Source organism: Ollibium composti, assembly GCF_004801285.1.
Lineage (GTDB): Bacteria > Pseudomonadota > Alphaproteobacteria > Rhizobiales > Rhizobiaceae > Mesorhizobium > Mesorhizobium composti.
The window spans coordinates 124,821-151,079 of the sequence record NZ_SSNY01000011.1 but is presented as its reverse complement, the minus strand read 5'-3'; the positions used below and the strand labels follow the sequence as shown (position 1 = coordinate 151,079).

At 62.9% G+C, this 26,259-nt stretch carries 19 protein-coding genes and 4 pseudogenes; 13 read left to right on the top strand and 10 right to left on the bottom strand.

Annotated elements, in window-relative coordinates; genetic code table 11:
• Positions 1 to 2: 2 nt before the first annotated feature.
• Positions 3 to 2,435 carry a YbcC family protein gene (locus E6C48_RS18075; protein ID WP_136359570.1) on the bottom strand — a complete coding sequence of 811 codons (2,433 nt, stop codon included), beginning with the start codon at positions 2,433 to 2,435 and terminating at the stop codon, positions 3 to 5.
• Between the two features lie 25 nt (positions 2,436 to 2,460).
• The gene (locus tag E6C48_RS18070; RefSeq protein WP_136359569.1) at positions 2,461 to 4,029 is read right to left on the bottom strand and encodes a proton-conducting transporter transmembrane domain-containing protein; all 1,569 of its coding nucleotides are present in this window, start codon (positions 4,027 to 4,029) and stop codon (positions 2,461 to 2,463) included.
• 98 nt (positions 4,030 to 4,127) lie between these two features.
• Between E6C48_RS18070 and E6C48_RS18065 the strand changes: the two are divergent.
• A pseudogene (locus E6C48_RS18065) lies at positions 4,128 to 4,373 on the top strand (LysR family transcriptional regulator); the annotation flags it as partial.
• 139 nt (positions 4,374 to 4,512) lie between these two features.
• Positions 4,513 to 4,629: pseudogene (locus E6C48_RS22865) on the top strand (sulfite exporter TauE/SafE family protein); the annotation flags it as partial.
• Positions 4,630 to 5,006: 377 nt separating this feature from the next.
• Here E6C48_RS22865 and E6C48_RS23200 read toward each other — a convergent pair.
• The 4 genes from E6C48_RS23200 to E6C48_RS18045 all read right to left on the bottom strand — a co-directional run bounded on the left by E6C48_RS23200 (position 5,007) and on the right by E6C48_RS18045 (position 9,547).
• On the bottom strand, positions 5,007 to 5,234 hold the full coding sequence (locus E6C48_RS23200) for a DUF6455 family protein (RefSeq protein WP_407941017.1): 228 nt from the start codon (positions 5,232 to 5,234) through the stop codon (positions 5,007 to 5,009).
• 721 nt (positions 5,235 to 5,955) lie between these two features.
• The gene (locus E6C48_RS18055) at positions 5,956 to 8,214 is read right to left on the bottom strand and encodes a xanthine dehydrogenase family protein molybdopterin-binding subunit (RefSeq protein WP_136359568.1); all 2,259 of its coding nucleotides are present in this window, start codon (positions 8,212 to 8,214) and stop codon (positions 5,956 to 5,958) included.
• Entirely contained in the window at positions 8,214 to 9,077 is an 864-nt protein-coding gene (locus tag E6C48_RS18050; RefSeq protein WP_136359567.1) for an FAD binding domain-containing protein, read from the bottom strand. The genes E6C48_RS18055 and E6C48_RS18050 overlap by 1 nt, the downstream gene beginning before the upstream one ends.
• Positions 9,074 to 9,547: a (2Fe-2S)-binding protein gene (locus E6C48_RS18045; protein ID WP_230978839.1), complete on the bottom strand. Its 474-nt coding sequence runs from the start codon at positions 9,545 to 9,547 to the stop codon at positions 9,074 to 9,076. Before E6C48_RS18045 ends, E6C48_RS18050 begins: the two co-directional genes overlap by 4 nt.
• A 108-nt stretch (positions 9,548 to 9,655) precedes the next feature.
• Between E6C48_RS18045 and E6C48_RS18040 the strand changes: the two genes are divergently transcribed.
• The 9 genes from E6C48_RS18040 to E6C48_RS18000 all read left to right on the top strand — a co-directional run bounded on the left by E6C48_RS18040 (position 9,656) and on the right by E6C48_RS18000 (position 21,049).
• Positions 9,656 to 11,113, top strand: coding sequence for an MFS transporter (locus E6C48_RS18040; RefSeq protein WP_230978838.1), 1,458 nt, complete (start codon positions 9,656 to 9,658; stop codon positions 11,111 to 11,113).
• Between the two features lie 24 nt (positions 11,114 to 11,137).
• Positions 11,138 to 14,917 carry a nitrate reductase subunit alpha gene (locus E6C48_RS18035; RefSeq protein WP_136359564.1) on the top strand — a complete coding sequence of 1,260 codons (3,780 nt, stop codon included), beginning with the start codon at positions 11,138 to 11,140 and terminating at the stop codon, positions 14,915 to 14,917.
• On the top strand, positions 14,914 to 16,446 hold the full coding sequence (narH, locus tag E6C48_RS18030) for a nitrate reductase subunit beta (RefSeq protein WP_136359563.1): 1,533 nt from the start codon (positions 14,914 to 14,916) through the stop codon (positions 16,444 to 16,446). The genes E6C48_RS18035 and narH overlap by 4 nt, the downstream gene beginning before the upstream one ends.
• A gap of 4 nt (positions 16,447 to 16,450) precedes the next feature.
• Positions 16,451 to 17,083: a nitrate reductase molybdenum cofactor assembly chaperone gene (narJ, locus tag E6C48_RS18025; protein ID WP_136359562.1), complete on the top strand. Its 633-nt coding sequence runs from the start codon at positions 16,451 to 16,453 to the stop codon at positions 17,081 to 17,083.
• A 15-nt stretch (positions 17,084 to 17,098) separates the two neighbouring features.
• The gene (gene narI, locus E6C48_RS18020; protein ID WP_136359561.1) at positions 17,099 to 17,818 is read left to right on the top strand and encodes a respiratory nitrate reductase subunit gamma; all 720 of its coding nucleotides are present in this window, start codon (positions 17,099 to 17,101) and stop codon (positions 17,816 to 17,818) included.
• The gene (locus E6C48_RS18015) at positions 17,815 to 18,534 is read left to right on the top strand and encodes a peptidylprolyl isomerase (protein WP_136359560.1); all 720 of its coding nucleotides are present in this window, start codon (positions 17,815 to 17,817) and stop codon (positions 18,532 to 18,534) included. The genes narI and E6C48_RS18015 overlap by 4 nt, the downstream gene beginning before the upstream one ends.
• Positions 18,535 to 18,795: 261 nt before the next feature.
• Complete coding sequence (locus E6C48_RS18010) at positions 18,796 to 20,154, top strand: hypothetical protein (protein ID WP_168734574.1); 1,359 nt, start codon at positions 18,796 to 18,798, stop codon at positions 20,152 to 20,154.
• Positions 20,155 to 20,180: 26 nt separating this feature from the next.
• Positions 20,181 to 20,705, top strand: a complete 525-nt coding sequence (locus tag E6C48_RS18005; protein ID WP_136359559.1) for a DUF2249 domain-containing protein — start codon at positions 20,181 to 20,183, stop codon at positions 20,703 to 20,705.
• Between the two features lie 89 nt (positions 20,706 to 20,794).
• Positions 20,795 to 21,049 carry a DUF1858 domain-containing protein gene (locus E6C48_RS18000; RefSeq protein WP_136359558.1) on the top strand — a complete coding sequence of 85 codons (255 nt, stop codon included), beginning with the start codon at positions 20,795 to 20,797 and terminating at the stop codon, positions 21,047 to 21,049.
• On the opposite strand, the gene E6C48_RS17995 is transcribed toward E6C48_RS18000, so the two are convergent.
• Positions 21,015 to 21,719 carry a Crp/Fnr family transcriptional regulator gene (locus E6C48_RS17995; RefSeq protein ID WP_136359557.1) on the bottom strand — a complete coding sequence of 235 codons (705 nt, stop codon included), beginning with the start codon at positions 21,717 to 21,719 and terminating at the stop codon, positions 21,015 to 21,017. The genes E6C48_RS18000 and E6C48_RS17995 overlap by 35 nt on opposite strands.
• A 230-nt stretch (positions 21,720 to 21,949) precedes the next feature.
• Here E6C48_RS17995 and nirK point away from each other — a divergent pair, with 230 nt between their 5' ends.
• Positions 21,950 to 23,068 carry a copper-containing nitrite reductase gene (gene nirK, locus E6C48_RS17990; RefSeq protein ID WP_136359556.1) on the top strand — a complete coding sequence of 373 codons (1,119 nt, stop codon included), beginning with the start codon at positions 21,950 to 21,952 and terminating at the stop codon, positions 23,066 to 23,068.
• A gap of 74 nt (positions 23,069 to 23,142) precedes the next feature.
• Positions 23,143 to 24,018: an SUMF1/EgtB/PvdO family nonheme iron enzyme gene (locus tag E6C48_RS17985; RefSeq protein ID WP_136359555.1), complete on the top strand. Its 876-nt coding sequence runs from the start codon at positions 23,143 to 23,145 to the stop codon at positions 24,016 to 24,018.
• A gap of 112 nt (positions 24,019 to 24,130) precedes the next feature.
• Here E6C48_RS17985 and E6C48_RS23195 read toward each other — a convergent pair.
• From E6C48_RS23195 to E6C48_RS17975, 3 genes and pseudogenes are all read right to left on the bottom strand, one after another.
• A pseudogene (locus tag E6C48_RS23195) lies at positions 24,131 to 24,229 on the bottom strand (hypothetical protein); the annotation flags it as partial.
• Positions 24,230 to 24,300: 71 nt separating this feature from the next.
• Positions 24,301 to 24,627, bottom strand: a pseudogene (locus E6C48_RS17980) (DUF6544 family protein); the annotation flags it as partial.
• 342 nt (positions 24,628 to 24,969) lie between these two features.
• The gene (locus tag E6C48_RS17975) at positions 24,970 to 26,202 is read right to left on the bottom strand and encodes an NnrS family protein (RefSeq protein WP_136359553.1); all 1,233 of its coding nucleotides are present in this window, start codon (positions 26,200 to 26,202) and stop codon (positions 24,970 to 24,972) included.
• Positions 26,203 to 26,259 lie beyond the last annotated feature (57 nt).

The following is a 26,259-nucleotide window of genomic DNA, read 5'->3' as shown; positions in this document are numbered from 1 at the left end:
CGTCACACGGACACCAACTCCAAATTCGTTTCCGAACGCGAACCATCGAAGGCGTCAATCCAGTCCGCGCCGCCTGCATAGCGCCAGGCCAGGCGTCCCCTGTGGTCGAGCGCGAAAAGGTGAAGCCAGCGGTTGTCGAACAGCTTGCGGACCTCGGGGTGACGCTCCAGCACCGCAGAGATGGCTTCGCGCGGCGCCTCGATCGCCACTGACATGCGTAGCGGCTCATGGACAAAGTTCTCACCATCATGAATGGACTGCCAGGGAACGCCGCCACGCAGCAGACCGCCATTGCCCTCGACGACCCCCATGCCGCCGGTGATGTTGTGCAACAGCTTGTTGCCCGCGCCGAAAATCTGCGGCGCAACAGTCGAACCGTAATATTGCAGGCTGATCCAGCTCGCGACGACAACCGGCGCGGCCATGATCAATTCGAGGACGCCAAAGTCCTTGTCTTCGCGCCAGACATAGCTGTGCAGGAAGACACGGCCGCCCAGATCCCGCCCCGCTGTGCGGCTGCGCGGCGCGGCAATGAACGCCTGGCACCCGGTCAATCCCCATTCCGGCCGTATCTCGGCCCAGTCCCTTGCTCGGCGGGCAAGAGCGGCCGCCGATGGCTTTCCGGGCAGGCGCAGCGCGCGTTCGGCCCGCGTCAGCGCGCCGGCCGCCGTGAACCAGCGCTTTAGCTGCCCGATGTCCTCGGCATGAGCAGTCGAGGGATGGTCGGCCTCGTAGAGCGTAACAGTATCGGTCGTAGTCTCGTGCAGCGCCGCCATGAAAAGCGTATCGTCGGGCACGGAAATGCCGCGTCTGGCAAGACCGGCGCGAACCGCGGCGTCGTTGAGCAGGCCGGCGAGCAGCCGGGCGTTGACATCGCCGGAAAAGCCGCCGCAGGCGCCGCAATGAAGCATGCTGGCATGGGGATTATTGACGACGCTGGCGCCATGGCCGACGATCACCACTAGGCGCGCGAAGTCATGGGTCAGCGACATGCTCTTCAGCACTTTTTCCGCCATGGCGATGCGGGATGCCGCGTCGGGCGCGGGATCGAAACGGGGCGCCGGATCGTTCGGGTGCTTGACCTTGGCGAATCCAAGTCCGTTGCGCAACAGCTTGTTCACATAGACGGGACCCATCGCTTCGACGAAGGCGAAGGAGGAAACGGCTGCCAGTCTGAAGCGGCCCCAGGCACGGATTGCCCGCTCGCCAAGGCGTGCCGCTTCGTCCAGACGCGTCGTGTCAAGACTCCCGTCGCCCGAGCACGAGTAGGAACCCGGCGCCAGTTGCGGCGGCAGGCGGCTCTCCTCGATGTCGGAAGCGAAACGCCGATGGGAAACGCCCAACCCGAAGAAACCGGCAAATCCGATCGTGCGGATGCCGGGATCGAGGCTTTCCAGCGCGCGGCGGAACACCTCGGACCGCACGTCGATGCAAAAGGCCATCTGCAACTTGGCGCGGCCGTTGGCGGGTCTTGCCTTCTCCGTCGCGAGTTCCGCCGCCAGCCGCCGCTGGGCAGCATGCTCGGCCGCTTCCTGCAAGACAGAATCCAACATATCGTCGGCTGACGGTACAATCTCTTCGGCATAGAGCCTTCTTGCTTCGAGCCACCGGCCTTCGATCGAGGTGGCATATTGGCAAAAAATCGCCTTTTCCCAGACGAGGCGGATCGCCAGAAGATCGATCAGGGTCCGGTCGCTGCCGCCGCGAAGTTCCGCCTGCCACAGGCGATAGCGCCCGATCTGCGCCCAGCCCCCAAGGCTCATCAGCAGCCGGTGGAAATAAACCTCAAGGGCAGCGTCCGACAGGCCCAGATATCCGGCGCAATCTCGAATCGTCTGCTCTGCCGCTTCCGGCAGTTGCGACGCAAACGCGGCAAAACCCTTGAGGCCGGCAATCTCCGGCGTGAGATCGAACCGGGCATTGTCACGCCAGCTGTCATAGGCGCTGCGCCCCTTAGGAGCCGCCCACAGCGCCTGGGCCGTATCGAAATAATCGGCGGCCCAATGGCTGATACGCTCCGTCAGAACTCCGGGCCAGTCGATTCCCGATGTTCCAGCCGCCAGATCGGCTATCGTCGGCAGCGGTGTCGGGCACGGGCGCTCTACTTCCAACGCCGTATCGAGGGCCGCGCGTGTCTTCGGCGCACCGTGAACCGAAGCCCCGACAAGTGCCGCCGCAAGGTCCGCATCATCGATCTCACCGGACCGGATGCGCGCGGCATACCAGCTCCTTGGCATCGTAACCCGCATGCCGGCAACACGGCCTAGCCGGGCGGCGGCAAGTTCAAGCGACCCGTCCGCCTGGCCGAGAAACGGGTTGACCGTTACGCTCGAATCCAGCGGCCACAGCGGCGGAACCTGCCGCGCGGCGCGCCACGCGGCCTCGATCGCCGTATCCGTGGCGAGAACGTGATGATCTTCGATCCTGTTCAGCATCGGTATCCTCTGCGCCATCGGTTCGTCACGACGCGGTGCGGGCAGACCAACCGCCGAGCATCCGGTCCAGAACCGCGTTCAGGTAAAAGCCGTTGGCAAGATGCACGCGCAGCCCCGCAGCGGCCGGATGACCGGACCACAGCGGCAGCATGGCCTGGGCGATCGCGACCGCTCCGAAGCTCAGGGCGGCCAGCACCATCAATGTCCATTCGAGCCGGCCGGGCGCTGGCGTAGCCGGAAGGATTCCACGCGTCAGCCATTCGGCCGCCGTTTGCAGCGTGAAATATCCGACGGCCGCGGCAACGGCGTAAACCGCCGTCTTGCGGGTCAATACGCGCGGCGCTGCGTCGGCCAATCCCTGTGCCAGGAGATAGGCGACACCGAAAATCAGGATCGCGCCAAGGGCAAGCGATTGCGGAGACTTGTGGCCGAACCCGAAGGCGATGCCGAAGATCGCCCCGATCGCCGCGTAGATCAGCAGCGCCAGGACGAACGCCCGGCCGACTGCGGCACCGTCCGGGATCGCGACCGGTCCGGGGCGGCGGATGGCGGCGACCTGTTCCACAGCCCCGCCGGAGGCAAGGAAGGCATGCGCCTTGTAGAAGGAGTGGACGACGATGTGCAGCAAGGCGAGCGGAAACAGCGCCAGCCCGCACTCCAGCATCATGAAGCCCATCTGCGCCACCGTCGACCAGGCAAGCGAGGTCTTGACCGCAGGCTGGGTGAGCATGACGAGCGCCCCGAACAGCGCCGTGAAGCCGCCGATCATCGCCACCGCCGCCAGGATGCCCGGCGCCGTGAGCATCAGGTCGGCGAAACGGACGAGCAGGAAGCCTCCGGCATTGACGATGCCCGCGTGCAGAAGTGCTGAAACCGGCGTCGGCGCCTCCATGACTTCCGTCAGCCAGCCATGCGTCGGAAACTGGGCCGACTTGAGCAGCGCCGCAAACGCAAGCAGGCCGGCGGCGACGGCGGTCAGCGCCGATCCGCCGCCCGTTCTCGCCATGGAATTGATGGTTGCTATGTCGTCGGTGCCGTAGGCCCAGGCGGCAAGGCCGGCGCCGACGATCAGCGCGGCCGCGCCGAGGCGTGAAAACAGCCGCTTCTTGCGCTCGGCCCGCCGCGCTGCCAGCCGCTCCGGATAAAACAGCAGCAGCCGGCGTAGCGCCACACTCATGCCGATCCACGCTGCAGCAAGCTGCACGAGGTTACCTGCCTGGACGAGAAACAAGACAGCCGCGAGCGTGAGACACAGCCAGCCGGTGAACGCCCCCTGCCGCGCCTCGCCGTCGAGATAGGTCCGGGCATAGCGCAACACGAGCCAGCCGATGAAACTGACGAGCAGCAGCATCGTCACGCTGACGGCGTCCAGCAGCGAGGAAAGGCCGATCCCGGCAGCGCCGATCAGGCCGCTTGTCCCCGCCCCTTGCGTGACAAGCACGGCAAGCCCGCCAAGCGCGATGAGGAAAGAAACCAGTGCCGCCGCCTCAGCCAGGCCGGCGCGCTTCGGGCAGCGGCCGGAGCCGGGAAAGGCAATGGCCGCGGCGGCAAGCAGCGGCAGCGGCATGGCTAACGGAAGCAGATAGAGCGGCAACGTTGATCTCCTAAGAGCAGTTGTTGCGTTGCAATATCAGGCGCGCCTCACGGAAGAAAATTCATTGTTTATACGCTATCATTCGCTAACATTGAACGATGCCTTCCTTGAACTACAATCATCTGCGCTATTTCTGGGGCGTCGCCCATGACGGTAATCTCACGCGCACGGCGGCGCGGCTCAACGTCACCCAATCCGCGCTATAAGTGCAAATCCGCAAGCTGGAGGCGAGCCTCGGCAACGCCTTGTTCGAACGCAGCGGCCGCAAACTGCACCTGACGGAAGCGGGGCGCATCGCGCTCGACCATGCCGACGCCATCTTCAACACCGGCGAGGAACTGTTGCTCTTCCATACGTGACGTTTCCCAGGCCCTTGTTGCTTATAATATTTTCTGATTTCGATAGGCTTGTTCATAGCGACCATTGAATAGATCGCTCAAGGCCTTGCGCTTTCTGTACATCAGGTGACGCTAGCAAATGCTCGGACTTCTCGCGCCACTCTTTGTCGCAAAGGATCTCTACGCTTTGCGCTTCTGGAAGCCTTCGACGTGGTCGGGTGATCTTGTCGTGCTTGTTCCTGCGCTCGTGATCGGAATCGGAGTCAGGTAGCCTTGCCTGCCGTTGCGGTCGACCCGTCAGGTCGGTGCTGAGGCGATGCCGCTTGTCAGCGTTACCAAGTGTGCTGGTACAAGGAGGATTCGCATCGACAAATTGTGTTAGTGAACGACCGACTCGTACAGGCGGGAACTGCCAAGATCAACGCTCTGAAAGTACAGTCGATCCCGGAGACGTAGGAGCCAACGGTGTTCGAAGCATGGTGCCCCTACAAATGATCCGTTACCAGTTCCCCATTTTCGGCGTTGGACGGACTATAGTCGACAATGCGCTTATGTGCACAGCTCATGTCCGCTGGGATCGGCTGTCTGGGCCGCAACGTGACAGGCCATTGGTCGTCCACGGTCTCGATCTTTAACGGTTCAGAGCTTGAGTTGCTCGAAGAGGTGCCGATTTCCGCAAAACATGGGAGTCTTGCTCCGCTGTCCGTCCGCAGCGAGCCACGCGCTGCAGGCATCCGTTTGACGGCATGTTATGCATCGAATTGCCGCTTGGCGCAGGACCTTACCTCCGTTTGGCAAAGATGCGAGCCCATCACGCACATGAAGCTCTGCCATCATTCGGTCCAGCAGATTGATGTTATGCGTCATTCTCGAAAAGCATCCGGAAACCTTCATGACAAGTGCTCCGAACTAGATATCGTACGCCGTCATTGGACGGTCGTTCCGATAGTGGCTTGAGGAATTCACGATGTCCCTGACGGGAGCCCCTCTGCAGATTGGTCCGTACACGGCGGTACTGACGACAGACCTCTGTGTGATCTTTTGCTTAAGTGGTCCTAATTCCGGATACGTCCAGCAGCTGAGCTCTGGTATGCTCGTCTGGCAAGCAAGACGGCGAAATGCGATCGGTTCGGACAATAATCCCGGTGGTTACGCTCAAAACTGCCCGCCATTAAGTCCTTCCGGCAGCGCGCCTTAAGATGGCATATCGTACAAGCACGCCGCATGATACGGCTGCGTACGCCGTGTTCGCGATGGAACTGTTGCGGGTCCACGCCCACAGAGCGCAATGCCCAAGATGACATATCTTCGGACGCGAATGGAATGCGCAGAGCCATGTCGAAGTCCTCTGGCGTCAAATCGTATTCACCGAATATCCGACGGCGTTCGTCAGGCCCAAGCGCCTGAAGATCGTTCCTAATCTCCGCACATCTGCGTCGGTCGCGCAAATAAGCGGCCGCGTAGTTCCAGATATCACGTAGTTTTCCCAGCTCCCCCGCCATTTCGACCTCCGCTGTGGCGTCAACCCGGTGGTTGCACATACAACGAGAAAGATAAGCCCCCACAGCCGCGCGCTGTTTGCGCTAGATCAACCTTGTCGCTCAATCTGGACAACTGCCTCAACGATGCGATCGGGCAGAAGCGGCAGATCCGTAAGCCTTGAACCCAACGCGTGATTGACAGCGTTGACGACGGCAGGCGCCACCGGAATAGTCGCGATCTCTCCGATAGCCTTAGCACCGAACGGACCCGTTGGCTCGCCTTCCTCAATAAGCAGGACGCGCACGGGAGGCATTTCGGGAGCGTTAGCGACCGTGTAACGTGCGAAACTGTCCGCGTGTACTCTCCCAGTCCCGGTGTCGACCGCCACATCCTCATAAAGCGCGTAGCCGATGCCGATCTGGATTCCGCCATGTATCTGGCCTTCAACCAGCATCGGATTGATAGCTCTTCCGACATCGTGGACCGCCAGATAGTCGGTAACGCGGACCTGCCCCGTCAGCGTGTCGACATCGACTTCTGCAAAATGCGCCGCATAGGAGCCAGGATTGGCGGTGGCTCGGTGAGTATAGGTGGCGGCCGGCAGGTCTGTTCCCCGCGTCGACAACCAGGCGGCAAGTTCGGCAAGAGTGATCGACCTGTCATTTGCAGTCGCCCGGCCGCAACGCAGCACTATCTCGTTACTTTGGGCGTTTAGGGCCAGTGCCGCCTGCTCGGCTACAGCCGCTGCGAGCGCGATCCCCGCTTGGCGCACCGCTTCGCCGACGATATAAGTCATGCGGCTGGCGCGGGTGCCGAGGTCGTAGGCACAGGTGTCGGTATCCGCTGCAGCGACATGTATGTCGGAGGCATTCAGCCCGACCGTTTCGGCGGCGATCTGCGCCAGCGAGGTATCCGAGCCGCATCCCAGGTCATGCAGCGCGCAGACCAGTTCGGCGTGCCCGTTCGGTAGGAGCCGTAATGTGGCCGTAGAAGCCTCGTCCTCTCCGGGAAAGCAGCCGTTGATGTGCGTGGCAACCGCCATGCCCACTCCGCATCGAAAGCGGCTATTCGCCTTGCGTTCGGCACGCCGTCCCGTCCATCCGAAGGTCTCGGCCCCTTGGATCAGGCAATCGGCTCCGCGGGCGTTGCCCAGGGGCAAATTCTGCCACGGATCGCGAGCCGCCGGGGCGACGATGTTGCGGACGCGCGCCGCCACCGGATCCAGCCCCATGTCGCAGAGCGCAAGATCGAGCGCGATCTCGCCTATTGCGTGAATCTGCGGCGAACCGTAGCCGCGAAAAGCACCGGTCGGCAGCGTGTTGGTGTAGACGGCCCGGCCTCTGTACCGCTCTGCCGGGATCGCGTAGAGCCGCACCAGCCTTTGAAGCATGGAACCGGGTAGGTAGCTGCCGCCGGTGCAATAGGCGCCGATGTCGACCAGGACTTCGGTATCGCGCCCCAAGATTCTCCCGTCGGCTGCCAACGCGATCCGCATCCTACCGTAGGCGGCGGACCGGGTACGAGTGGAGGTGAAGGTTTCCTGACGGTTGAGGGCCATGCGCACAGGGCGCCCGCTCCGAAGAGCGAGGAAGGCGCAGATCGGATCCAGGATCGGCTCGGCCTTGCCGCCGAACGAACCGCCGATCGGAGCCTTCGTCACATGCAGCCGGTCGGGATCGATCGCAAGCGCCTGCGCTACTACCGCTTGCACGGCAAAGACACTCTGGCACGGTGAGTGGATGGCGACGCGTCCGCCGGGTTCGGGCCACGCTAGGCAGACATGAGGCTCGATCGCGCAATGGTGGCTACGCGGGGTTCGCACCGTGACTTCGGCCACATGATCGGCGCGCGCCATGGCGGACTCCAGATCGCCATGAGCGAAGGCGATCTCGTCCACTGGGTTCAGGTAGGTCGGCCCATCGGCATCCGTTACGGGTCCGGCATGGTCGAGCGCGGCCTCGGCCGAGAGCACTGAGGGTAGGTCCTCATACGTCACCGCGATCCGCGAGAGCGCGGCACGGGCGATGTCTTCGGTCTCGGCAAGCACGACGGCCACCCGGTCGCCGATGTGGCGGACCACAGGCGGAAACATCCGCTCGTCGGCAAGAGCTGACTGTCCGGCATACCAGATCGAGCTGTTATAGCCATTCTTCGGCGTGTTGGCGTGCCACCAGAGACCGATCACCCCGGGAAGGTCGAGGGCGTCGCCCGGATCGAGACTGACGATTCGCGCATGGGCACGGGGTGAAAGGAGCAGGGCAGAATGCGCGAGCCCGGGTAATTTCCTGTCGGCGGTGAAGCGTAGGCGGCCGGTGACCTTTTCAATGCCATCGATCAACGGGATTCGCCGGGCGACCTGGTCCATCACCAGGTCTCGTCGAACAGGGGATCACGCGGGGACATCTCGCAGAGCCGCGCGATCGCGTCGAGGCCCAATCCGCGAATTGCTCGTCGCTTCCAACAGTGGGAAGCGCGTCCCGCAATCGCGGCGTCAACGTCCGCAGCCAGCGCGTCGACAAAGACGCGAAGCGAGGCGGGAGCGAGGGGACAACCTGACAGTGCACCTTCGGCGCGCAAAAGCCGAATGGGGTGGGGGCCGAGCGCCCCAGCGACCAGCCTTACCGACCCAAACCGACCGTCGGAGAATTCCGCCATTGCCGCAAGGTTAATACGAGCAATCGTGAGGTCTCTGCGTAACCCAAGCTTGGCAAAGGCACTGCGCGGCAGGAGCTCCAAATTCGGCAGGACCGCCTCGGCTATTAAGGCACCGGTACCGGAACGGAATTCCTCGAGAGTGATCTCAGCGCAAGAGCCCCCAGGCAAAAACAGCTTCAACCGCGCATTGGCCAATATTAGCGCGGTGACCAGGTCCGCGGCTGGAGCAGCATTGGCGATATTGCCACCGAGCGTCGCGCGATTGCGGATTTGCATCGAGCCGCATTCTCCTGCCGCCTGGGACAGGGCGGAGAAGCGTGCCGCAAGTTTCGTATGGGCCGCTATCGCGGCGATGGTTGTCGCCCCACCGATGCGAATGTCCGCCCCAGACGACTCGATAAACGCCAGATCATGAACGCCCGAGAGATCGACAAGCGTTCCGACCAACGGCATTTGCCGCGCCGAGGTAAGCAGGTCGGTGCCACCGGCCACGAAATAAACCGGCGACGATCTCTTCATCAGCGCAACGAGCGTCCGCAGATCGGGAGGGCGGGCCGGTATCAACGCGTTCACGTCCGCACCCGCTCCCGCCGCGCTGCCTCTGAGGCCACCGCCTGCACGATGGTCTCAAACCCGGTGCAGCGACAAAGATTGCCGGCAAGCGCGTGTCGAATCTCGCCGGCGCTCGGATCGGTATTTGCCCGCAGAAATCCCTCTGCGGCCATCACCATACCCGGCGAGCAATAGCCGCATTGCACCGCGCCATACGTGAGGAACGCTTCCTGCAAGCCGGCGAGCTTTCCGGCTTCACGGAGCCCTTCCACGGTGGTGATATTGCGATCTTGTGCCTGGAAGCCGAGCACTAGGCAAGCATTGACAGGAAGACCGTCGACTAGGACTGTGCAGGCACCGCATTCGCCCTCGCAGCAACCTTCCTTCAGACCCGTGAGCCCCAACTCATCGCGAAGAATTCGACTGAGACGGGTCATCGGATCTGCGTCGATCCTGAGGGTAAGGCCATTAATTCGAAGAAGTAGCGTCAACGAAGGCCTCGCCACCGACTGTTCGATGCGGTCAGGCTGACACGTCTGTAGTGGTGCGAGTTCGCGAGACCACGCTCCGACCCCCAAACTTGAAGACGGCTGCCTAATTTGCTCATCGAAGCGCCATACAGTGGTCTGCTTCAAGTACGTTTCTGTTTTTGTTTGCGAAAACACAAAGAAGACCAAACTTGTCATTGCGGTCCCGCTCTCGCTACAGTGCCTTTGCAATCTCGGCGTTCCGCTCCTGGCGGCTGTTACCCTATGATTACGAGCACGCGGATTTCTACGGAGGTGCAGATGTCAGGATTTCGAAGCTTCGTGGTTCTGCTCGCTACCACCTGGGCATTCACCATCTGCTTCGCCGTGTGGATGATGTTCGGCGTTACCGGCATTCCGATCCGCGAGCAGCTCAGTCTGAACTCGGTCGAGTTCGGCTTGCTCACGGCCACGCCGGTCCTCACCGGCGCGCTGTTCCGCCTTCCGCTCGGTATCTGGACCGACCGCCTCGGCGGGCGGCGGCTGATGCTGGCGCTGCTGATCGGCTGCGCCGTGCCGGTGTGGCTGTCCTCCTACGCCACGGCGCTGTGGCATTTCATCCTGCTGGGGCTGGCGCTCGGGCTGGTTGGCGCATCCTTCTCGGTCGGCACGCCCTATGTCGCACGGTTCTTTCCCAAGGAAAAGCGCGGCTTCGCCATGGGCTTTTTCGGCGCCGGCACGGTGGGCGCGGCGCTCAACATGTTCGTGGCGCCGTGGCTGATCTCCGCCTTTGGCTGGCAGACCGTGCCGAAGGTCTACGCCGCCGCCCTGATCGTTACCGCCGTGATCTTCTGGATATTTTCCGCGCCCGATCCGGCACGCGCCGCGACCTCGCCCTCAATGGTCGCCCAGCTTCAGGTGCTGCGCGACCCGCGGGTGTGGAAATACTGTCAGTATTATTCCATCGTCTTCGGCGGCTTCACGGCGCTGTCGATCTGGATGCCGCAGTATTTCAAGTCGGAATATGGGCTCTCGATTGCGCAGGCTTCACTACTCGCCGCGTGTTTCGCTCTTCCGGCAGGCGTTTTCCGTGCCTTCGGCGGATGGCTCTCCGACCGCTTCGGCGCGCACAACGTCACATGGTGGGTGCTGTGGATCGCCTGGATATGCCTGTTCCTGCTCTCCTATCCACGCACCGAACTGACCGTCCATACGGTTAACGGTCCGACCAGTTTCGCCATTGCGGTTCCGGTATGGCTCTTTGCGGTTCTCTTATTCATTCTCGGAATCGCCTTCGCCTGCGGCATGGCCTCGACCTTCAAGTATGTAGGGGACGATTTTCCCGAAAATATGGGTACGGTGTCCGGCATCGTCGGCATGGTCGGCGGCCTTGGCGGCTTCCTGCTGCCAATCATGTTTGGCGCCATTCTGGGCTGGCTCGGAGTAAATTCGAGTTGCTTCATGCTTCTCTATGGGGTCGTATGGGTTTCATTGATCCTGAACTACCTGACCGAGGTGCGACGCGCCCCGGTGATGGGTGAGATCGTCATAGGCGGGGAGGCGACACGGCCGACAGCCCCGCAAGTCTGATACGCATGGGAAAGGAATAGCCAGATGAGCCACTTCCTCGAACGCCTGACCTACCTTTCCCGGCGACGCGAATCCTTTGCCGACGGCCATGGCGAGCTGCGCGATGAGGACCGGCTATGGGAGGAGGGCTACCGGCAACGCTGGCAGCACGACAAAATCGTGCGCTCCACCCATGGCGTGAACTGCACCGGCTCCTGCTCGTGGAAGATCTACGTCAAAAGCGGCGTCGTCACCTGGGAAACCCAGCAGACGGACTATCCGCGCACGCGCCCGGGCATGCCCAACCACGAGCCGCGCGGCTGCTCGCGCGGCGCGTCCTACAGCTGGTATCTCTATAGCGCCAGCCGCATCAAATATCCGATGGTGCGCGGGCGCCTGGTCAAGGCATGGCGCGAGGCGCGCAAGACGCTCGAACCCGTCGAGGCGTGGGCCGCCATCACCGCCGACCAGAAGACGGCGAAAGCCTACAAGGCGATCCGCGGGCGTGGCGGCTTCGTGCGCTCGACCTGGGCCGAAGCGACCGAGATCATCGCCGCCGCCAACGTGCACACGGTGAAGACATTCGGTCCGGACCGTGTCGTCGGCTTCTCGCCGATCCCGGCCATGTCGATGGTGTCATACGCTTCCGGCGCACGCTATCTCAGCCTCATCGGCGGTACGCTTCTGTCTTTCTACGACTGGTATTGCGACCTGCCGCCGTCGAGCCCGCAGACCTGGGGCGAGCAGACCGACGTGCCGGAATCGGCCGACTGGTATAATTCCGGCTACATCATCGCCTGGGGCTCGAACGTGCCGCAGACGCGCACACCCGACGCGCATTTCTTCGTCGAGGCGCGCTACAACGGCACCAATGTCGTGGCCGTCACGCCGGACTATTCCGAGGTGGCGAAGCTTTCGGATCTCTGGCTGCACCCCAAGCAGGGTACGGACGCCGCACTTGCCATGGCCATGGGCCACGTCGTGCTCAAGGAATTCTTCCTCGACCGCAAGACGCCCTATTTCGAGGACTATTGCCGCCGCCTGACCGACCTGCCGATGCTGGTGCGGCTGAGGAAAGACGGCGACCGTTTCGTGCCCGACCGCTATTTGCGCCAGAGCGACCTTGCCGGCGAGAAGAAAGGGCGCCGCAAGGCGTCGGCTTCCGACCGGGCCGCCTGGAAGACGGTGGCGGTCGCCGAAGAGAGCGGCGATCTCGTCGTGCCGCAGGGCTCGATCGGCTACCGCTGGCCGGCCGACGGTGAGCCGAAGGGCCGCTGGAACCTGGAGGAGAAGGACGGCGAGACCGGCGCCGAAGCGCGGCTGGGCCTCAGCCTCGTCGACCGCCGCGACGCGGTGGCGCCGGTCGCCTTCCCGTATTTCGGCGGTACGCCACATCCGCATTTCGCTGGCAACGACCAGGGCGGAGACGTGCTGGTGCGCAACGTGCCGGTGCGCCGCATTAAGCTGGCCGATGGCGAGAGCTACGTCGCCACCGTCTTCGACCTACTGTGCGCCAACTACGGGCTCGACCGTGGGCTGGGCGGCGATTGCGCCAAGAGCTTCGACGACAACGTGCCCTATACGCCGGCCTGGCAGGAGACGATCACCGGCGTCTCGGCCGCTCACGCCGTCGAAGTGGCGCGCGGCTTCGCGAAGAATGCTGAGAAGACCAAGGGCCGCTCGATGGTCATCATCGGCGCGGGCATGAACCACTGGTACCACCAAGACATGGGCTACCGCTCGATCATCAACATGCTGATGCTGTGCGGCACCGTCGGCGTCTCCGGCGGCGGCTGGGCGCACTATGTCGGGCAGGAGAAGCTCAGGCCGCAGACCGGCTGGACGATGCTCGCCTTCGCGCTCGACTGGGTGCGGCCGCCGCGCCACATGAACGGCACCTCCTTCTTCTACGCGCATTCCGACCAGTGGCGTTACGAGAAGCTCGACGTCTCGGAACTCCTGTCGCCGCTCGCCGATCCCGCGCCCTATCGCGGTTCGATGATCGACCTCAACGTCCGGGCCGAGCGCATGGGCTGGCTGCCTTCGGCGCCGCAGCTCAACGTCAACCCGCTGCGGCTCGCGGATGAGGCGGAAAAGGCCGGCGTCGAGGTCAGGGACCATGTCGTCGCCGGCCTGAAATCCGGCAAGCTTTCCATGGCTTGCGAGGACCCGGACAATCCGGTCAATTTCCCGCGCAATCTGTTCATCTGGAGGTCGAACCTGTTCGGCTCATCCGGCAAGGGGCACGAATATTTCCTGCGCCACTTCCTCGGCACCCGGCACGGCTTGCAGGGCAAGGACCTTGGCGAGGAAGGGCGCGAGAAGCCAACCGAGATCGAATGGCGCGATCCGGCACCGGAAGGCAAGCTCGACCTCGTGGTGACGCTGGATTTCCGCATGTCGACGAGTTGTCTCTATTCCGACGTCGTGCTGCCGACCGCCACATGGTATGAGAAGAACGACCTCAACACCTCCGACATGCACCCCTTCATCCATCCGCTGTCGGCGGCGGTGGACCCGGTGTGGGAGGCGAAAAGCGACTGGGAAACCTACAAGGCCATCGCCAAACGCTTTTCCGAACTGGTAGAGGGCCATCTCGGCGTCGAGCGCGACGTGGTGCTTACACCGATCCAGCACGACACGCCTGCCGAGATAGCCCAGCCCTTCGAGGTGCAGGACTGGAAGAAAGGCGAATGCGATCTCGTGCCAGGCGTCACAGCGCCGCAGATCGCGGTCGTCGAGCGAGATTATCCAAATACGTACCGCCGCTACACTGCGCTTGGACCGCTTGCCGACAAACTCGGCAATGGCGGCAAGGGCATTTCGTGGAACGCCGAAGCCGAGGTGAAAGGACTCGGCGGACTGAACCACCGCGTGAATGACGGCGGCCCGACCGACGGGCGGCCGCGCATCGACAGTGATATCGATGCCGCCGAGACCGTCATGTACCTGGCGCCGGAGACGAACGGCGAGGTGGCGGTGAAGGCCTGGGCCGCGCTGAGCAAGATAACCGGACGCGACCACGCCCACCTCGCCGAGACGCGGGAAGACGAAAAAATCCGCTTCCGCGATATCCAGGCGCAGCCGCGCAAGATCATCTCGTCGCCGACATGGTCCGGCATCGAGAGCGAGCACGTCTCCTACACGGCCGGCTACACCAACGTGAACGAATTGATCCCCTGGCGCACGATCAGCGGCCGCCAGCAGTTCTATCAGGACCATCGCTGGTTCCGCGACTTCGGCGAGAGCTTCGCCGTCTACCGCCCGCCGATCGATACGCGCACGGCCGCCGCCATGCTCGGCAAGAAGGCGAACGGCGAAACCGAGATCGTCCTCAACTTCATCACGCCGCACCAGAAATGGGGCATCCACTCGACCTATACCGACAACCTCATCATGCTCACCCTGTCGCGGGGCGGGCCGATCGTGTGGCTGTCGGAGACGGACGCGAAGAAGGCCGGCATCGTCGACAACGACTGGATCGAGCTGTTCAACCTGAACGGCGCGATCGCTGCGCGCGCGGTGGTCAGCCAGCGCGTGCAGGAAGGCATGTGCATGATGTACCATGCGCAGGAGAAGATCGTGAACGTGCCTGGCTCGCAGATCACCGGCCAGCGCGGCGGCATCCACAATTCGGTGACGCGCACGGTCTTGAAGCCCACCCACATGGTCGGCGGTTACGCGCAGCTTTCCTATGGCTTCAACTACTACGGCACCGTCGGCTCCAACCGCGACGAGTTCGTCGTGGTCCGCAAGCTCGTCAAGGTCGAATGGCTCGACCATTCCAATCCCGTCGATCCGGTTGCCGAGGAGGCCGCATCATGAAGATCCGCGCGCAGATCGCGATGGTGCTCAACCTCGACAAGTGCATCGGCTGCCATACCTGCTCCGTCACCTGCAAGCAGGTGTGGACCTCGCGGCAGGGCATGGAATACGCCTGGTTCAACAATGTCGAGACCAAGCCCGGCATCGGCTATCCCAAGGACTGGGAGAACCAGGAGCGTTGGAAGGGCGGCTGGAAGCGCAGGAAGAACGGCAAGATCGTGCCGAAGCAGGGCGGCAGGCTGGCCGTGCTCGCCAACATCTTCGCCAATCCGAACCTGCCCGAGATCGACGACTATTACGAGCCCTTCACCTTCGACTACGAGCATCTGCAGAAGGCGCCCGAACTGCCGACCGCACCGGTGGCCCGGCCGCTGTCGCTGGTCACCGGCAGGCCGATGGAAAAGATCGAATGGGGGCCGAACTGGGAGGAAATCCTCGGCGGCGAGTTCGATAAGCGCAGCCAGGACTACAATTTCGAGGCGGTGCAGAAGGACATCTACGGCCAATTCGAGAACACCTTCATGATGTACCTGCCGAGGCTGTGCGAGCACTGCCTCAACCCGAGCTGCGTCGCCTCCTGCCCCTCCGGCTCGATCTACAAGCGCGAGGAGGACGGCATCGTCCTCATCGACCAGGACAAGTGCCGCGGCTGGCGCATGTGCGTGTCGGGCTGCCCCTACAAGAAGATCTATTACAACTGGACTTCGGGGAAGGCGGAGAAGTGCATCTTCTGCTATCCTCGCATCGAGGCGGGCCAGCCGACCGTCTGTTCGGAGACCTGCGTCGGCCGTATCCGCTATCTCGGCGTTCTGCTCTACGATGCCGACGGCATTGAGAAGGCGGCGTCTGTCGAGGACGAGCAGGACCTTTACGAGGCGCAGCTCAAGCTGTTCCTCGACCCGAGCGATCCTGCCGTCATTGAGCAGGCCCGCGCCGACGGCATCGCCGACAACTGGATCGAGGCGGCACAGCGGTCGCCAGCCTACAAGATGGCTGTGGACTGGAAGATCGCCTTCCCGCTGCATCCGGAATACCGCACGCTGCCGATGGTCTGGTACGTGCCGCCGCTGTCACCGATCCAGTCTCACGCCAATGCCGGTGCCATCGACACGATCGGCGAGATCCCGGACGTTCGCTCGCTTCGCATACCGGTGCGCTACCTCGCCAACCTGCTTACTGCCGGCGCCGAGGCTCCAATCGTCTCTGCGCTCGAGCGGCTACTGGCGATGCGCATCTACTTCCGCCAGCGGCAGTTGGGCGAGGGCGACGGTGCAGCCGTGCTGGCGCAGGCCGAGCTGTCGAAGGCACAGGTCGAGGACATGCACCGCTACCTCGCCATCGCCAACTATGAAGACCGCTTCGTCATTCCGACCAGCCATCGCGAGGAGGCGGAGGATGCTTACGGGCTGAAGGGCTCGTGCGGTTTCACCTTTGGCAACGGCTGCGACTACGGCCCGCCGCATTCCTCGCTGTTCGGCGGCAAGATGGGGCGGCGCAAGCTCACCCCGTTCCGGCCGCTGGATACGTGAGGGCATGGCGATGCTGATCTTCAAGGCGTTCAGCGCGCTGTTGTCCTATCCGAGCGCCGAGATGCGTCAGGCGCTGCCCGAGATCGCCGGGGTGATACGCGCCTCGAAGCTCGTCGGCCCAGCAGAGCGCCAGGCGCTGCTTGCCCTGGTCGCCGAGATTGGCGAGGGCGACCTGCTGATAGCGGAAGAACGCTATGTCGATCTCTTCGACCGCGGCCGGGCGCTTTCGCTGCATCTGTTCGAGCACCTGCATGGCGACGGGCGCGACCGGGGTGCCGCCATGGTCGAGTTGAAGGCGCTCTACGCCGGAGCTGGTTTCGAGTTAACCGCTTCGGAATTGCCCGATTACCTGCCGGTGGTGCTGGAATATCTGAGTCAGCGCGACATTGCGGAGGCCCGCGACATGCTCTCGGACTGCGCCAAAATCCTGGCCTCCATCGCGCGTTCGCTATTGGCGCGACAGAGCCGCTATGCAGCCGTGCCGCAGGCGCTTCTCGTCATCGCCGGCGAGAAGCCGCTGGAGGCAGTGGACGTGAAGCCGGTCCGGGAACCGGCGGATATGCTCGACCGCGACTGGGCCGAACGGCCCGCCTTTGCCGACGCCGGCCCATCCGGCGGCGGATCCACGGCCCGATAGGGAAGGAGGCTCCACATGCTTGCCAATTCCTACGTCAACACGCTGCTGTTTGGGGTCTACCCCTATATCTGCCTCGTCGTGCTGCTGATTGGTAGCCTCATCCGCTTCGATCGCGAACCCTACACCTGGAAAAGCGATTCCTCGCAGATGTTGCGCAAGCGCGAACTGCGCCTTGGCTCAAACCTCTTTCACTACGGCGTCATCGTCGTCATTCTCGGCCATTTCGCCGGCTTCCTGGCGCCGCACTGGGCGGTGGACTGGGCGCTGTCGCCGGTCGCCCACCAGCTGCTGGCGATGGTGGTGGGCGGCATCGCCGGGCTGACCGCCATCGTCGGCCTGACGATCCTCATCCACCGGCGCCTTTCCGATCCGCGCATCCGGCTCAATAGCCGCAAATGGGATATCGCTATTACCCTGATGCTATGGCTGCAGCTTCTGCTTGGCCTGCTCACCGTGCCGCTGTCCGCCTTCCACATGGACGGCGAGCTATTCGAGACCCTGACCGGCTACGTCAAGGGCATCGTCACCCTCGACGGCGGAGCGGCAGCCCTGATGGTGGGCGTGCCGTTGACCTACAAGCTGCACATCCTGCTCGGCTTCACGCTGTTCCTGGTCTCGCCGTTCACACGCATGATCCATATCTGGAGCGGGGCAGGGGCGCTCTCCTACCTGTTCCGGCCCTACCAGATCGTGCGCACGCCGAAGACCCGCGCCGAGGAACCGACACGGCCATGATTCTGTCGGTGAACGGCATGGCGGTGGCGGTCGAGGCCGATGCCCTGCCAGAATTCGCCGCCGCGCGCGAACTCCTGCGGCAACGGGCGGTGGAGGTCGGCCTGCTTGACGCGGCTGTCGAGGACGAAGCAGAGATCGACAGTACGATCGAGGCGCTGCTGGAGAAGGAAGTGGCGACCCCGGTTCCCACCGAGGCCGAGTGCCGCCGCTACTACGAGCAGAATCCAACCGAGTTCGAGAGCGGCGATCTCGTCCATGCTCGCCACATCCTGTTCCAGGTGACGCCGCAGGTGAACGTGCCACAGATGCGAGCGCGCGCCGAAGAAGCGCTGAACACGCTGCTTGCCGAGCCGGACCGCTTCGCCGCCATGGCCGCCGAACTGTCGAACTGCCCGTCCGGCGAGCAGGGTGGCAATCTCGGCCAGGTCAGCCGCGGCGACATGGTGCCCGAGTTCGAAAAAGCTCTTTTCAAGTTCGGAGCTTCGGGAATCCTGCGCGATCTCGTCAAGACGCGCTACGGTTTCCACATCGTCGCCGTCGACCAGCGCATTCCGGGCCACAGGCTGCCGTTCGACGTCGTCCAGGAACAGATCGCCGCGCGGCTTCGATCCCGCGTAGAGGAAAAAGCGCTGCGCCAGTATGTCAGCGTTCTCGCCGGACAGGCCGAGATCGAGGGGGTTCAGCTCGAGGCGAGCGAATCGCCGCTGGTGCAGTAAGGCCCGCAAACCGGCGAACGGAAACCACTTCGCTGGTGAAGAAGTTTGCGCTTAAACAAAGTCAAGCGAGGTGAGGCGGCTAGAGTTCGGGCCAAGCCAGCCCGATGGGATATCTTCAACGAATATCCTTCAGCACGGGCGTTCGTCGGTAAAGGCCTGTGCCTAATGGCGTCGACCAGGCCGGTCGCCGAAACGTCCATGGCGACGTCTCGATGGTTTTGACGCGCCATCCATCATGGAAGGCGATGCGAGGAAACGGCCATGATGGGCACCGCGCTATCGCGCTGGACAATGTCATATTTCACAGCAGCCCTGGCCTTCCTTGTCGGCGCCCAGGTGCTGATGATCGCCGGATACGGCTTTCCCGCGGTGCCGGCTGAGGCGCCCGAGACGCTGACCCTCGTCCACATGGTCACGATCGGGTGGCTCAGCCTTTTGATGTGCGGGGCGCTGTTCCAGTTCGTGCCGGTGCTGATTGCGCAGCCGCTACGCGGGGGACGGCTGGTGCTGCCGGCGCTGATATGCCTTTTGAGCGGGCTCGCCTTCCTTCTGGCCGGGTTCCTGCAACTGGCGGGCACGATCGACACCGACCTTCCGCTGCTCGCCGTCGCGGGCATGCTCCTGCCGGCGGGTTTCCTGCTCGTCGTCGGCGTACTCGTCGGCACGCTCCTGCGCGCGAACCTGACGCTTCCGGCGCGTTTCGTCGCCGCGGGTCTGGCTTGCGTGCTTGTCACCGTGACTCTCGGTGCGCTTTTTGCGTTGCTGCTTTCGGGCTTCCTGCCTGCGCTGGCGGGGCTCGACTTTCGGACCCACGCGCTCCCCGTCCATATCGCGGTCGGGCTTGGCGGATGGCTGACATTCACCGCGATCGGCGTCTCCTATCGCCTGCTGCCCATGTTCATGCTGTCGCCGGACGGAGAGCGCGCCAGCAGCCGGGTGGTCTGGTGGAGCGGGATCGCCGCCCTGGTCCTGATCGCCTTGGCCTCGCCGATCGTCGCCATGGTGGAAGGGACAGGCTTGATGGCGACACCCGACACGGCGACCGGGTTAGCCGCGACGCTGGGATTGGTCTCCCTTATCCTCTACGGTGTAGATCTCGCCTTCTTCTATCGTCATCGCAAGCGCCGTGTCATTGAATTGAACAGCCGTGCCGCCCAAGGCGCCTTGCTTGCTCTGATATTGTCGGCGCTATTGCTGCTTGCGCTTCTTGCGACCGGGACGTTGGGTCAGCACGTCGGTGCGCTTCTCTATCTCGTCGCATTCGGCTGGCTGTCCGGACTCGGTCTCTCGCAACTCTACAAAATCGTGCCGTTCCTGACGTGGCTGGAATGCTACGGTCCGGTCATGGGAAAAAAGCCGACGCCGCGCGTGCAGGATCTCGTTGTGGAGCGGCGAGACCGCGTCTGGTTCGCGCTTTATTTCCTCGGCGTGCTGAGCGGCACGGGAGCCCTGCTCGTCAACCAGCCTGACGTATTCCGTGTCGCAGCCGGCGCGACACTGCTCGCGACGCTGGCCATTGTCGTCGAGCTTGTTCTGGCGCGCCGCCTCTACAATGTGGAGGACGGCAAGCGCCTGCCCGACGGGACGTCCCGGCCGCGCCTTTTCCTTCCCAGTCCATAGTGACGACAGACGAACCGGAGACAGCAATGACCCAACCCCACTACGAACTCGACGTCCGGCCGATCCTTCGGGAAGGCGGGGAGCCTTTCCTCGCCGTCATGCAGGCGGTGGACGCGCTTGCTCCCGGCCAGAGCCTGCGACTGCTGGCGACCTTCAAGCCGATTCCGCTGTTTCATGTTCTCGGCAGCCGTGGTTTCGAGCCTACGGCACGCGAGATCGGCAACGGCGACTGGGAGGTGATCTTCACGCCGACCGAAAGTCAGTCCGGCGGCGAGGCTTCACAAGCCGAGTCGGCAAACAATAGGGTCGACAAGGCAGACGAAGCTTGGCCTGAACCCGTCATAGAACTTAACAATTGCGATCTCGATCCGCCCGAACCAATGGTTAGGACACTCGAAGGCGTCGAGACTCTATCGCCTGGGCAGACGCTGGCGGCGCTCCTGCCACGCGAGCCGCTGTTTTTGTTCAAGGAACTTGAGTCGCGTGGTCATCTGTGGCGTGGCTCTTTCGATCCCGAAGGGCACTATCGAATTGTGATACGGCGAGGCTGACCGGGATCTCCCTGCGGAGTTTGTCGATACGCAACGATCTTCTGCGTCCCTTCGCTAAAGTGTGCATTGCTTTGACCAGGATAGCGAAAATGGGAAGCCTCTTTGACCGAGATATGACGATGGACGAGATCATGCGCAGATGGCCGGCAACCATCCGTGTAGTCCTTCGCAACGGCATGCTGTGCGTTGGCTGTCCAATCGCCCCCTTTCATACGCTTGCGGAGGCCGCGCGCGAGCACGAACTGGATGAGGTGGCGTTACGCCATGCGCTGGAAGCAGCGGTGTCTTCCAAAACGAAATCAAGGACGGTTATGTCTTCTCCGTCCGGCCTTCAGCGAGCATGAGCAGCCGATGCGGCTCGACAACAGTCACCTTCTGACGTCCGCTTCTTACCAGGCCCTGTTCCTCCCAAGCCGTGAGAAGGCGGCTGACCGTATGCAAGGTCGTGCCGGTCATTTCCGCAATATCTTGCCGCGAAAGCGGAAAGTCGATCAGAAGGCCCTCGTCCGTCCGTTTGCCTGACTGGCGCACGAGTTTGAGCAAGGCGTGGGCAACCCGCTGATCGACCTGCTCCGTTGACATCTCGACCACGCGCGCGTGGGCATCCTGCAGCCTGTTGCCGACGGTCCGGTAAGTGTTGGCGCCGAAATTCGGGAAAGCCGAAGCAAATTCCGACCACATGCCACTCGGCCACGCAAGCACCACGCAATCAACGACGGCGATGGCGCTGGCCGGATAGGTCGTGCGCCCGAGCGCGCTCGCGATTCCCATCAGTTCGCCTGGGCTGATATAGCGCACGGTGACTTCTTCGCCGTCAGGCGTGGTCTTGATGACGCGCACATATCCGTCCAACAAAAGAAAGAACGAATGCGCATCTTGTTCTTGGTCGAAGACCGCGTGGTCCTTTGTGATGCGCAACGCACGCGCCTGACCGATCATGCGGTCGAGTTCCGTCGGGTTCAAACCCTCGAATGGCGCCATATGGGCGATCAGTGAGCGATCGAGGCGACTCATTATGCGTTCCGATTCTTCCGTAATTTGGTCTGCGAGTTTTCGCCTAGCATGTCATGCGCACGCCGGTCGCCGCAAGCGGTCCGGGCTGCGGCGTTTTCCGCGCGGGTCCTCGTCGCATCCATTTCTCCGATTGAATCGAGCAAGTATTTTGCGCCGCATCAAAGAAGAGTGCGCTGCAACAATTATTCTCCTGACCATAGAAACGGGCAACTTCACGAAGGAGATTTGAGATGTTGACCAGACGCGAAGCTCTCTTGGGCACCGCCGCCGGGGCGGCGACGGCCGCCTTGTTCGCCGCCATGGCGGCAACTCCGGTTTTGGCAGAGGTGCGGGCAGGAGACATTTCAACCCTGCCGCGCGAGAAGGTCACGCTGGTCGCGCCGCCTTTCGTTCATGAACATCAGCAGGTCGCCATTGGCGGCCCGAAGATCGTCGAGTTCCAGTTGACGGTCAAGGAGCAGACGATGGTCATCGACGATGACGGCACGACGATGCAGGCCATGACCTACAACGGATCGATCCCTGCACCGATGATGGTCGTGCACGAGGGCGACTACCTCGAACTGACGCTGGTCAACCCCGAAACGAACGAGATGCCGCACAATGTCGACTTCCACGCCGCCACGGGCGCGCTCGGCGGCGCCAAGCTGCTGGACGTCAACCCCGGCGAGCAGGCGACGATCCGCTTCAAGGCGACGAGAGCCGGCACCTTCGTCTATCATTGCGCGCCTGCGGGGATGATCCCATGGCATGTTGTGTCGGGCATGAGCGGCACGGTGATGGTGCTGCCTCGCGATGGCCTGAAGGACGAGGCGGGCAAGCCGCTGAAGTACGACCGCATCTATTATGTCGGCGAGAACGAGTTCTACATTCCCCGCGACGAGAACGGGAAGTTCAAGAAGTTCGACTCCCTCGGCGACAGCTACGACGAGACGCTGAAGGTGATGCGCGGGCTGATCCCCACCCACGTCGTCTTCAACGGCAAGGTCGGCGCGCTCACCGGCGACAACGCGATGAAGGCCAGCGTCGGCGAAACGGTGCTGTTCGTGCATTCGCAGGCCAACCGCGACACGCGCCCGCACATCATCGGCGGCCACGGCGACCATGTGTGGGAACAGGGCAAGTTCGCCAACCCGCCGGCCAAGGATCTGGAAACCTGGTTCGTGCGTGGCGGATCGGCGGGAGCGGCGCTCTACACCTTCCTGCAGCCGGGCATCTACGCCTACGTGAACCATAACCTCATCGAGGCCGCCGAACTCGGCGCCACCGCCCACATCATGGTGGAAGGCAAGTGGAACGACGACCTCATGGCGCAGGTCAGGGCGCCGGCACCGATCGCCAGCTACTGACAGGAGCAGCGGGGAAAGCGGGGCGGCCTGTCGCACGTTCGGCAGGCCGCCTTTTTCTTTGAAAGGACATCATCATGAAAGCCCGTGTTCCGGCGAGCATCGCGTTCGTCGCGGCGGCACTCGCCGCGGCCACATCCACGCTTTCGATCGTACAGCATTCCGGTCGCGCGCCGGTCGCGGCCAGGCTTGCGCCGGTCGAGACAGTCACCGTCGTGCCGGGAACGTTTTCCTTCCGGTTGCCAGGTGAATATCTTCAGGCCGGCCGGCCGGTCGATGCGCCGACGCGCATTGTCAGCTTCCAGGCCGGCTTCGAGGTCATGAAGTATCAGGTCGGTGCGGGCGACTATGCGCGCTGCGTCACGGACGGAGCCTGCGAAGCGGCGAACGGCAATGCCACGGGCGACACGCCGGTAACCGGGGTCAGCTATCGCGACGCGGAAGCCTACGCGGCCTGGCTCTCCCGCCGGACCGGCGAGTCATGGCGTCTGCCGACCGACGAGGAATGGAGCTTCGCCGCCGCTGAGCGCCTGCATGACGACGCGCTCGGCCTCGCCGACGACGGCAATCCCGCCATCCGCTGGCTGGCACGCTACCGCAGCGAGGCCGCCGGCAAGGCCGAGCGCGACCCGCAGCCGAAGCCGCGAGGCCATTTCGGCGCCAACAGCAAGGGCGTCTTCGATATCGGCGGCAATGTCTGGGAATGGACGTCGACATGCTATGTGAACGCCGCCCTTAGGGCTGACGCAACTGTCGAGCAGAGCGTGGAGAATTGCGGCGTGAGGGTAGCAGACGGCCGGCACCGCGGCTACATGTCGACCTTCATTCGCGACGGCAAGAGCGGTGGTTGTGCCGCCGGGCTGGCCCCAGACAATCTCGGCATCCGCTTGGTGCGCGATTCGCCTTCGTCGGTGGCCGTGCTGAAATGGCTGCGAGCAAAGCGCGCAGGCTGAGCTCTAGAGGATAGCGTGTCCTTGCACGCGCAGTCTCTATCGTCGACGGTGTCTGAATCGACGTTGAGCTCCGCCCAGAAAATTGCCGACTACCGTGGCTCTACAGTCAGGCTCACCGTTCGAATGACCAACTCGTCAGTTCTCCGCGCCAGGCGATGAATTCTTCTCCGTGCAACTCCCAGCCCACTTCGCCCGAGAAGGGTAACCATCGGCCCGCATGTCTTCTGTAGTTGGAAAATCGGCCGCTCCAAGGTCGTTCGACGAAGCGACACCTTCTTTGCGAGGGCGATCCGGCGCGAAAACCGAAAAGATCCTGCCTTCGCGGTCAAGGCCGATTTCAATCTCGGCACGGGCCGACCCTGAGTCGAGAGAGACGGAAAGCCTATCTTGGTCAAGAACTCGCCAAACTAGATACGGGTTCTGCAGGATGGCGTCCGGCGCCCAAGCAAGTTCCGCCAGGTATCGCATCATTTCGCCCTTCACCACTTGCGGGTCGGGCGGAGCGCTCGCAACGGGAATCCATCCGAGGGCTTTGACCGCCAAATGCGGTTCTCCTCCTTTCAGAGCATCCGTCACGGAAATAAGGCCGGAACGGTTCCGGCGGTCCATTCGAATTCCGGACGCTGCAGCAGAATCCTTTGGACCGCCGAAAAATGCATTGTGCGTGCTTCGGATTTATCCTGCATGGTTCCGGATTGCGTCAGTCGGACCGCGATGCAGAATTCTGGGCTGGCGCCGAGCCGGTGTGCCAGGTCCATCACTGCTGTAGGTAGATTCATTCAGGAACCGTGATCTCGGAAATCGCCTCGATGGGAACGGCTATCCGCTCGCGCGACTACACACCCTTCCCAGCAGATGTCCGCCGGGCAACGTGGAGCCGATGACACGACAAGTCGTGCGCCCGGCTCCAACAGTTGCCACACAACGCCCATATTGGACGATTGGGTGATTTCAACTTCGCTTCCCCGTGACCATTCGCACGAGTAGATCGCGACCTTCATCCTCTCCGACGCGCACTTTCGACCGCAACAGCATGCCGCCGAAAAGCGCAACATATCCGAGGAAGCCTGCCGACCAGGCGGCAGCGGAGAGGTATAGCAAAATCTCCTGTGCGGGGTGAAAAGCAGCGCACACTCGCAGAACGCCGGCGAGCAGGACCGCTGCGAAGACTGAACAGCCATCCACGCCTGCCCGCAGTTCGCGCCCGGTATGCCCAAGCGTGGCGCGCATCATCACCGCAAGCGTCATGCACCCGATCGCGCCAACGCCGAAGGCGTGCAAACCGGCGGCGGGTGGAACTGACGGCAAGATGGTTGCTAAGCCGGCAAAAATAAGTCCGACAGGCAGGAAGACATAGGCCAGATGCAGCATAAGCACCAGCGGATCGCGCAAAGTACGATCGCCTGCCCAGCGGCCTAGGCGGACGGCGTTGAGCAGGGCGGAAGTGAGCAAGGCTGCCCCGGTAATCACGCCATTGGGAAAAGCGGTCCATGCGATCAGGGAGATAGCGGAGATCGCGATAACGACGGTGTCATAACGCCCGACTGGAACAGGCAGCCGACCTGGATTTCGCCGCACGAGCCAGTTTCGGGTGAAGCTCGGAATGATACGCCCGCCTATGATCATAATGAGGAGGACCACCGCGCCGATGCCGAGGCGCCGGCTGATATCGGACAGCCCGTTGAAATGCGCCTCCAGATGGAAGAGTAGATTGGCAACGAACAGCACACTGACGGGAGCTAACACCTTGAGGTTGCGCCAGTTGCGGCCGGCCACGATCTCCACCGCTGCGGCCATAGCGACGGCGAACAAGAAGGCGCTGTCCGTCGCTGCCGCGGCAATCCAGCCGATCAAGCTCGAAAAGAACACGGCGAAGCGTCCTGCAAGCCACAGAAGCACAAGCACCAGCAGGGGCATGCCCTGCACAGGTAGGCGGCCCGTCCAGTTCGGGATCGCGGTCAGCAGGAAGCCGGTCACTACTGCGGCGATATAGCCGAACAGCATCTCGTGAATGTGCCAGTCGACGGGCGCGAACAGGCTTGCGGTATCCAGGAGCCCATAGAACAAGGGCAACCAGAACAAGATCGCTATGCCAGCGTTAAGCGCGCCAAGCAGGAAAAAAGGCCGGAAGCCGTAAGAAAGAATGGCCGGGTAGTTCCCTGGCTTTGTGCGCGGGATCGCCATGCAAGCTTCATTCAAGAAATCGGGAGTTGGAGACGGGGCTGCCCCAGACAACGTCGA

Bases quoted from the DNA above. Each gene is read 5' to 3' on its own strand.
- E6C48_RS18075 (WP_136359570.1), bottom strand. From the start codon at position 2,435: ATGCTGAACAGGATCGAAGATCATCACGTTCTCGCCACGGATACGGCG.
- E6C48_RS23200 (WP_407941017.1), bottom strand. From the start codon at position 5,234: ATGACGCATAACATCAATCTGCTGGACCGAATGATGGCAGAGCTTCAT.
- E6C48_RS18055 (WP_136359568.1), bottom strand. From the start codon at position 8,214: ATGGACCAGGTCGCCCGGCGAATCCCGTTGATCGATGGCATTGAAAAG.
- E6C48_RS18035 (WP_136359564.1), top strand. From the start codon at position 11,138: ATGAGCCACTTCCTCGAACGCCTGACCTACCTTTCCCGGCGACGCGAA.
- narH (WP_136359563.1), top strand. From the start codon at position 14,914: ATGAAGATCCGCGCGCAGATCGCGATGGTGCTCAACCTCGACAAGTGC.
- narJ (WP_136359562.1), top strand. From the start codon at position 16,451: ATGGCGATGCTGATCTTCAAGGCGTTCAGCGCGCTGTTGTCCTATCCG.
- narI (WP_136359561.1), top strand. From the start codon at position 17,099: ATGCTTGCCAATTCCTACGTCAACACGCTGCTGTTTGGGGTCTACCCC.
- E6C48_RS18015 (WP_136359560.1), top strand. From the start codon at position 17,815: ATGATTCTGTCGGTGAACGGCATGGCGGTGGCGGTCGAGGCCGATGCC.
- E6C48_RS18010 (WP_168734574.1), top strand. From the start codon at position 18,796: ATGATGGGCACCGCGCTATCGCGCTGGACAATGTCATATTTCACAGCA.
- E6C48_RS18005 (WP_136359559.1), top strand. From the start codon at position 20,181: ATGACCCAACCCCACTACGAACTCGACGTCCGGCCGATCCTTCGGGAA.
- E6C48_RS18000 (WP_136359558.1), top strand. From the start codon at position 20,795: ATGGGAAGCCTCTTTGACCGAGATATGACGATGGACGAGATCATGCGC.
- E6C48_RS17995 (WP_136359557.1), bottom strand. From the start codon at position 21,719: ATGAGTCGCCTCGATCGCTCACTGATCGCCCATATGGCGCCATTCGAG.
- nirK (WP_136359556.1), top strand. From the start codon at position 21,950: ATGTTGACCAGACGCGAAGCTCTCTTGGGCACCGCCGCCGGGGCGGCG.
- E6C48_RS17985 (WP_136359555.1), top strand. From the start codon at position 23,143: ATGAAAGCCCGTGTTCCGGCGAGCATCGCGTTCGTCGCGGCGGCACTC.
- E6C48_RS17975 (WP_136359553.1), bottom strand. From the start codon at position 26,202: ATGGCGATCCCGCGCACAAAGCCAGGGAACTACCCGGCCATTCTTTCT.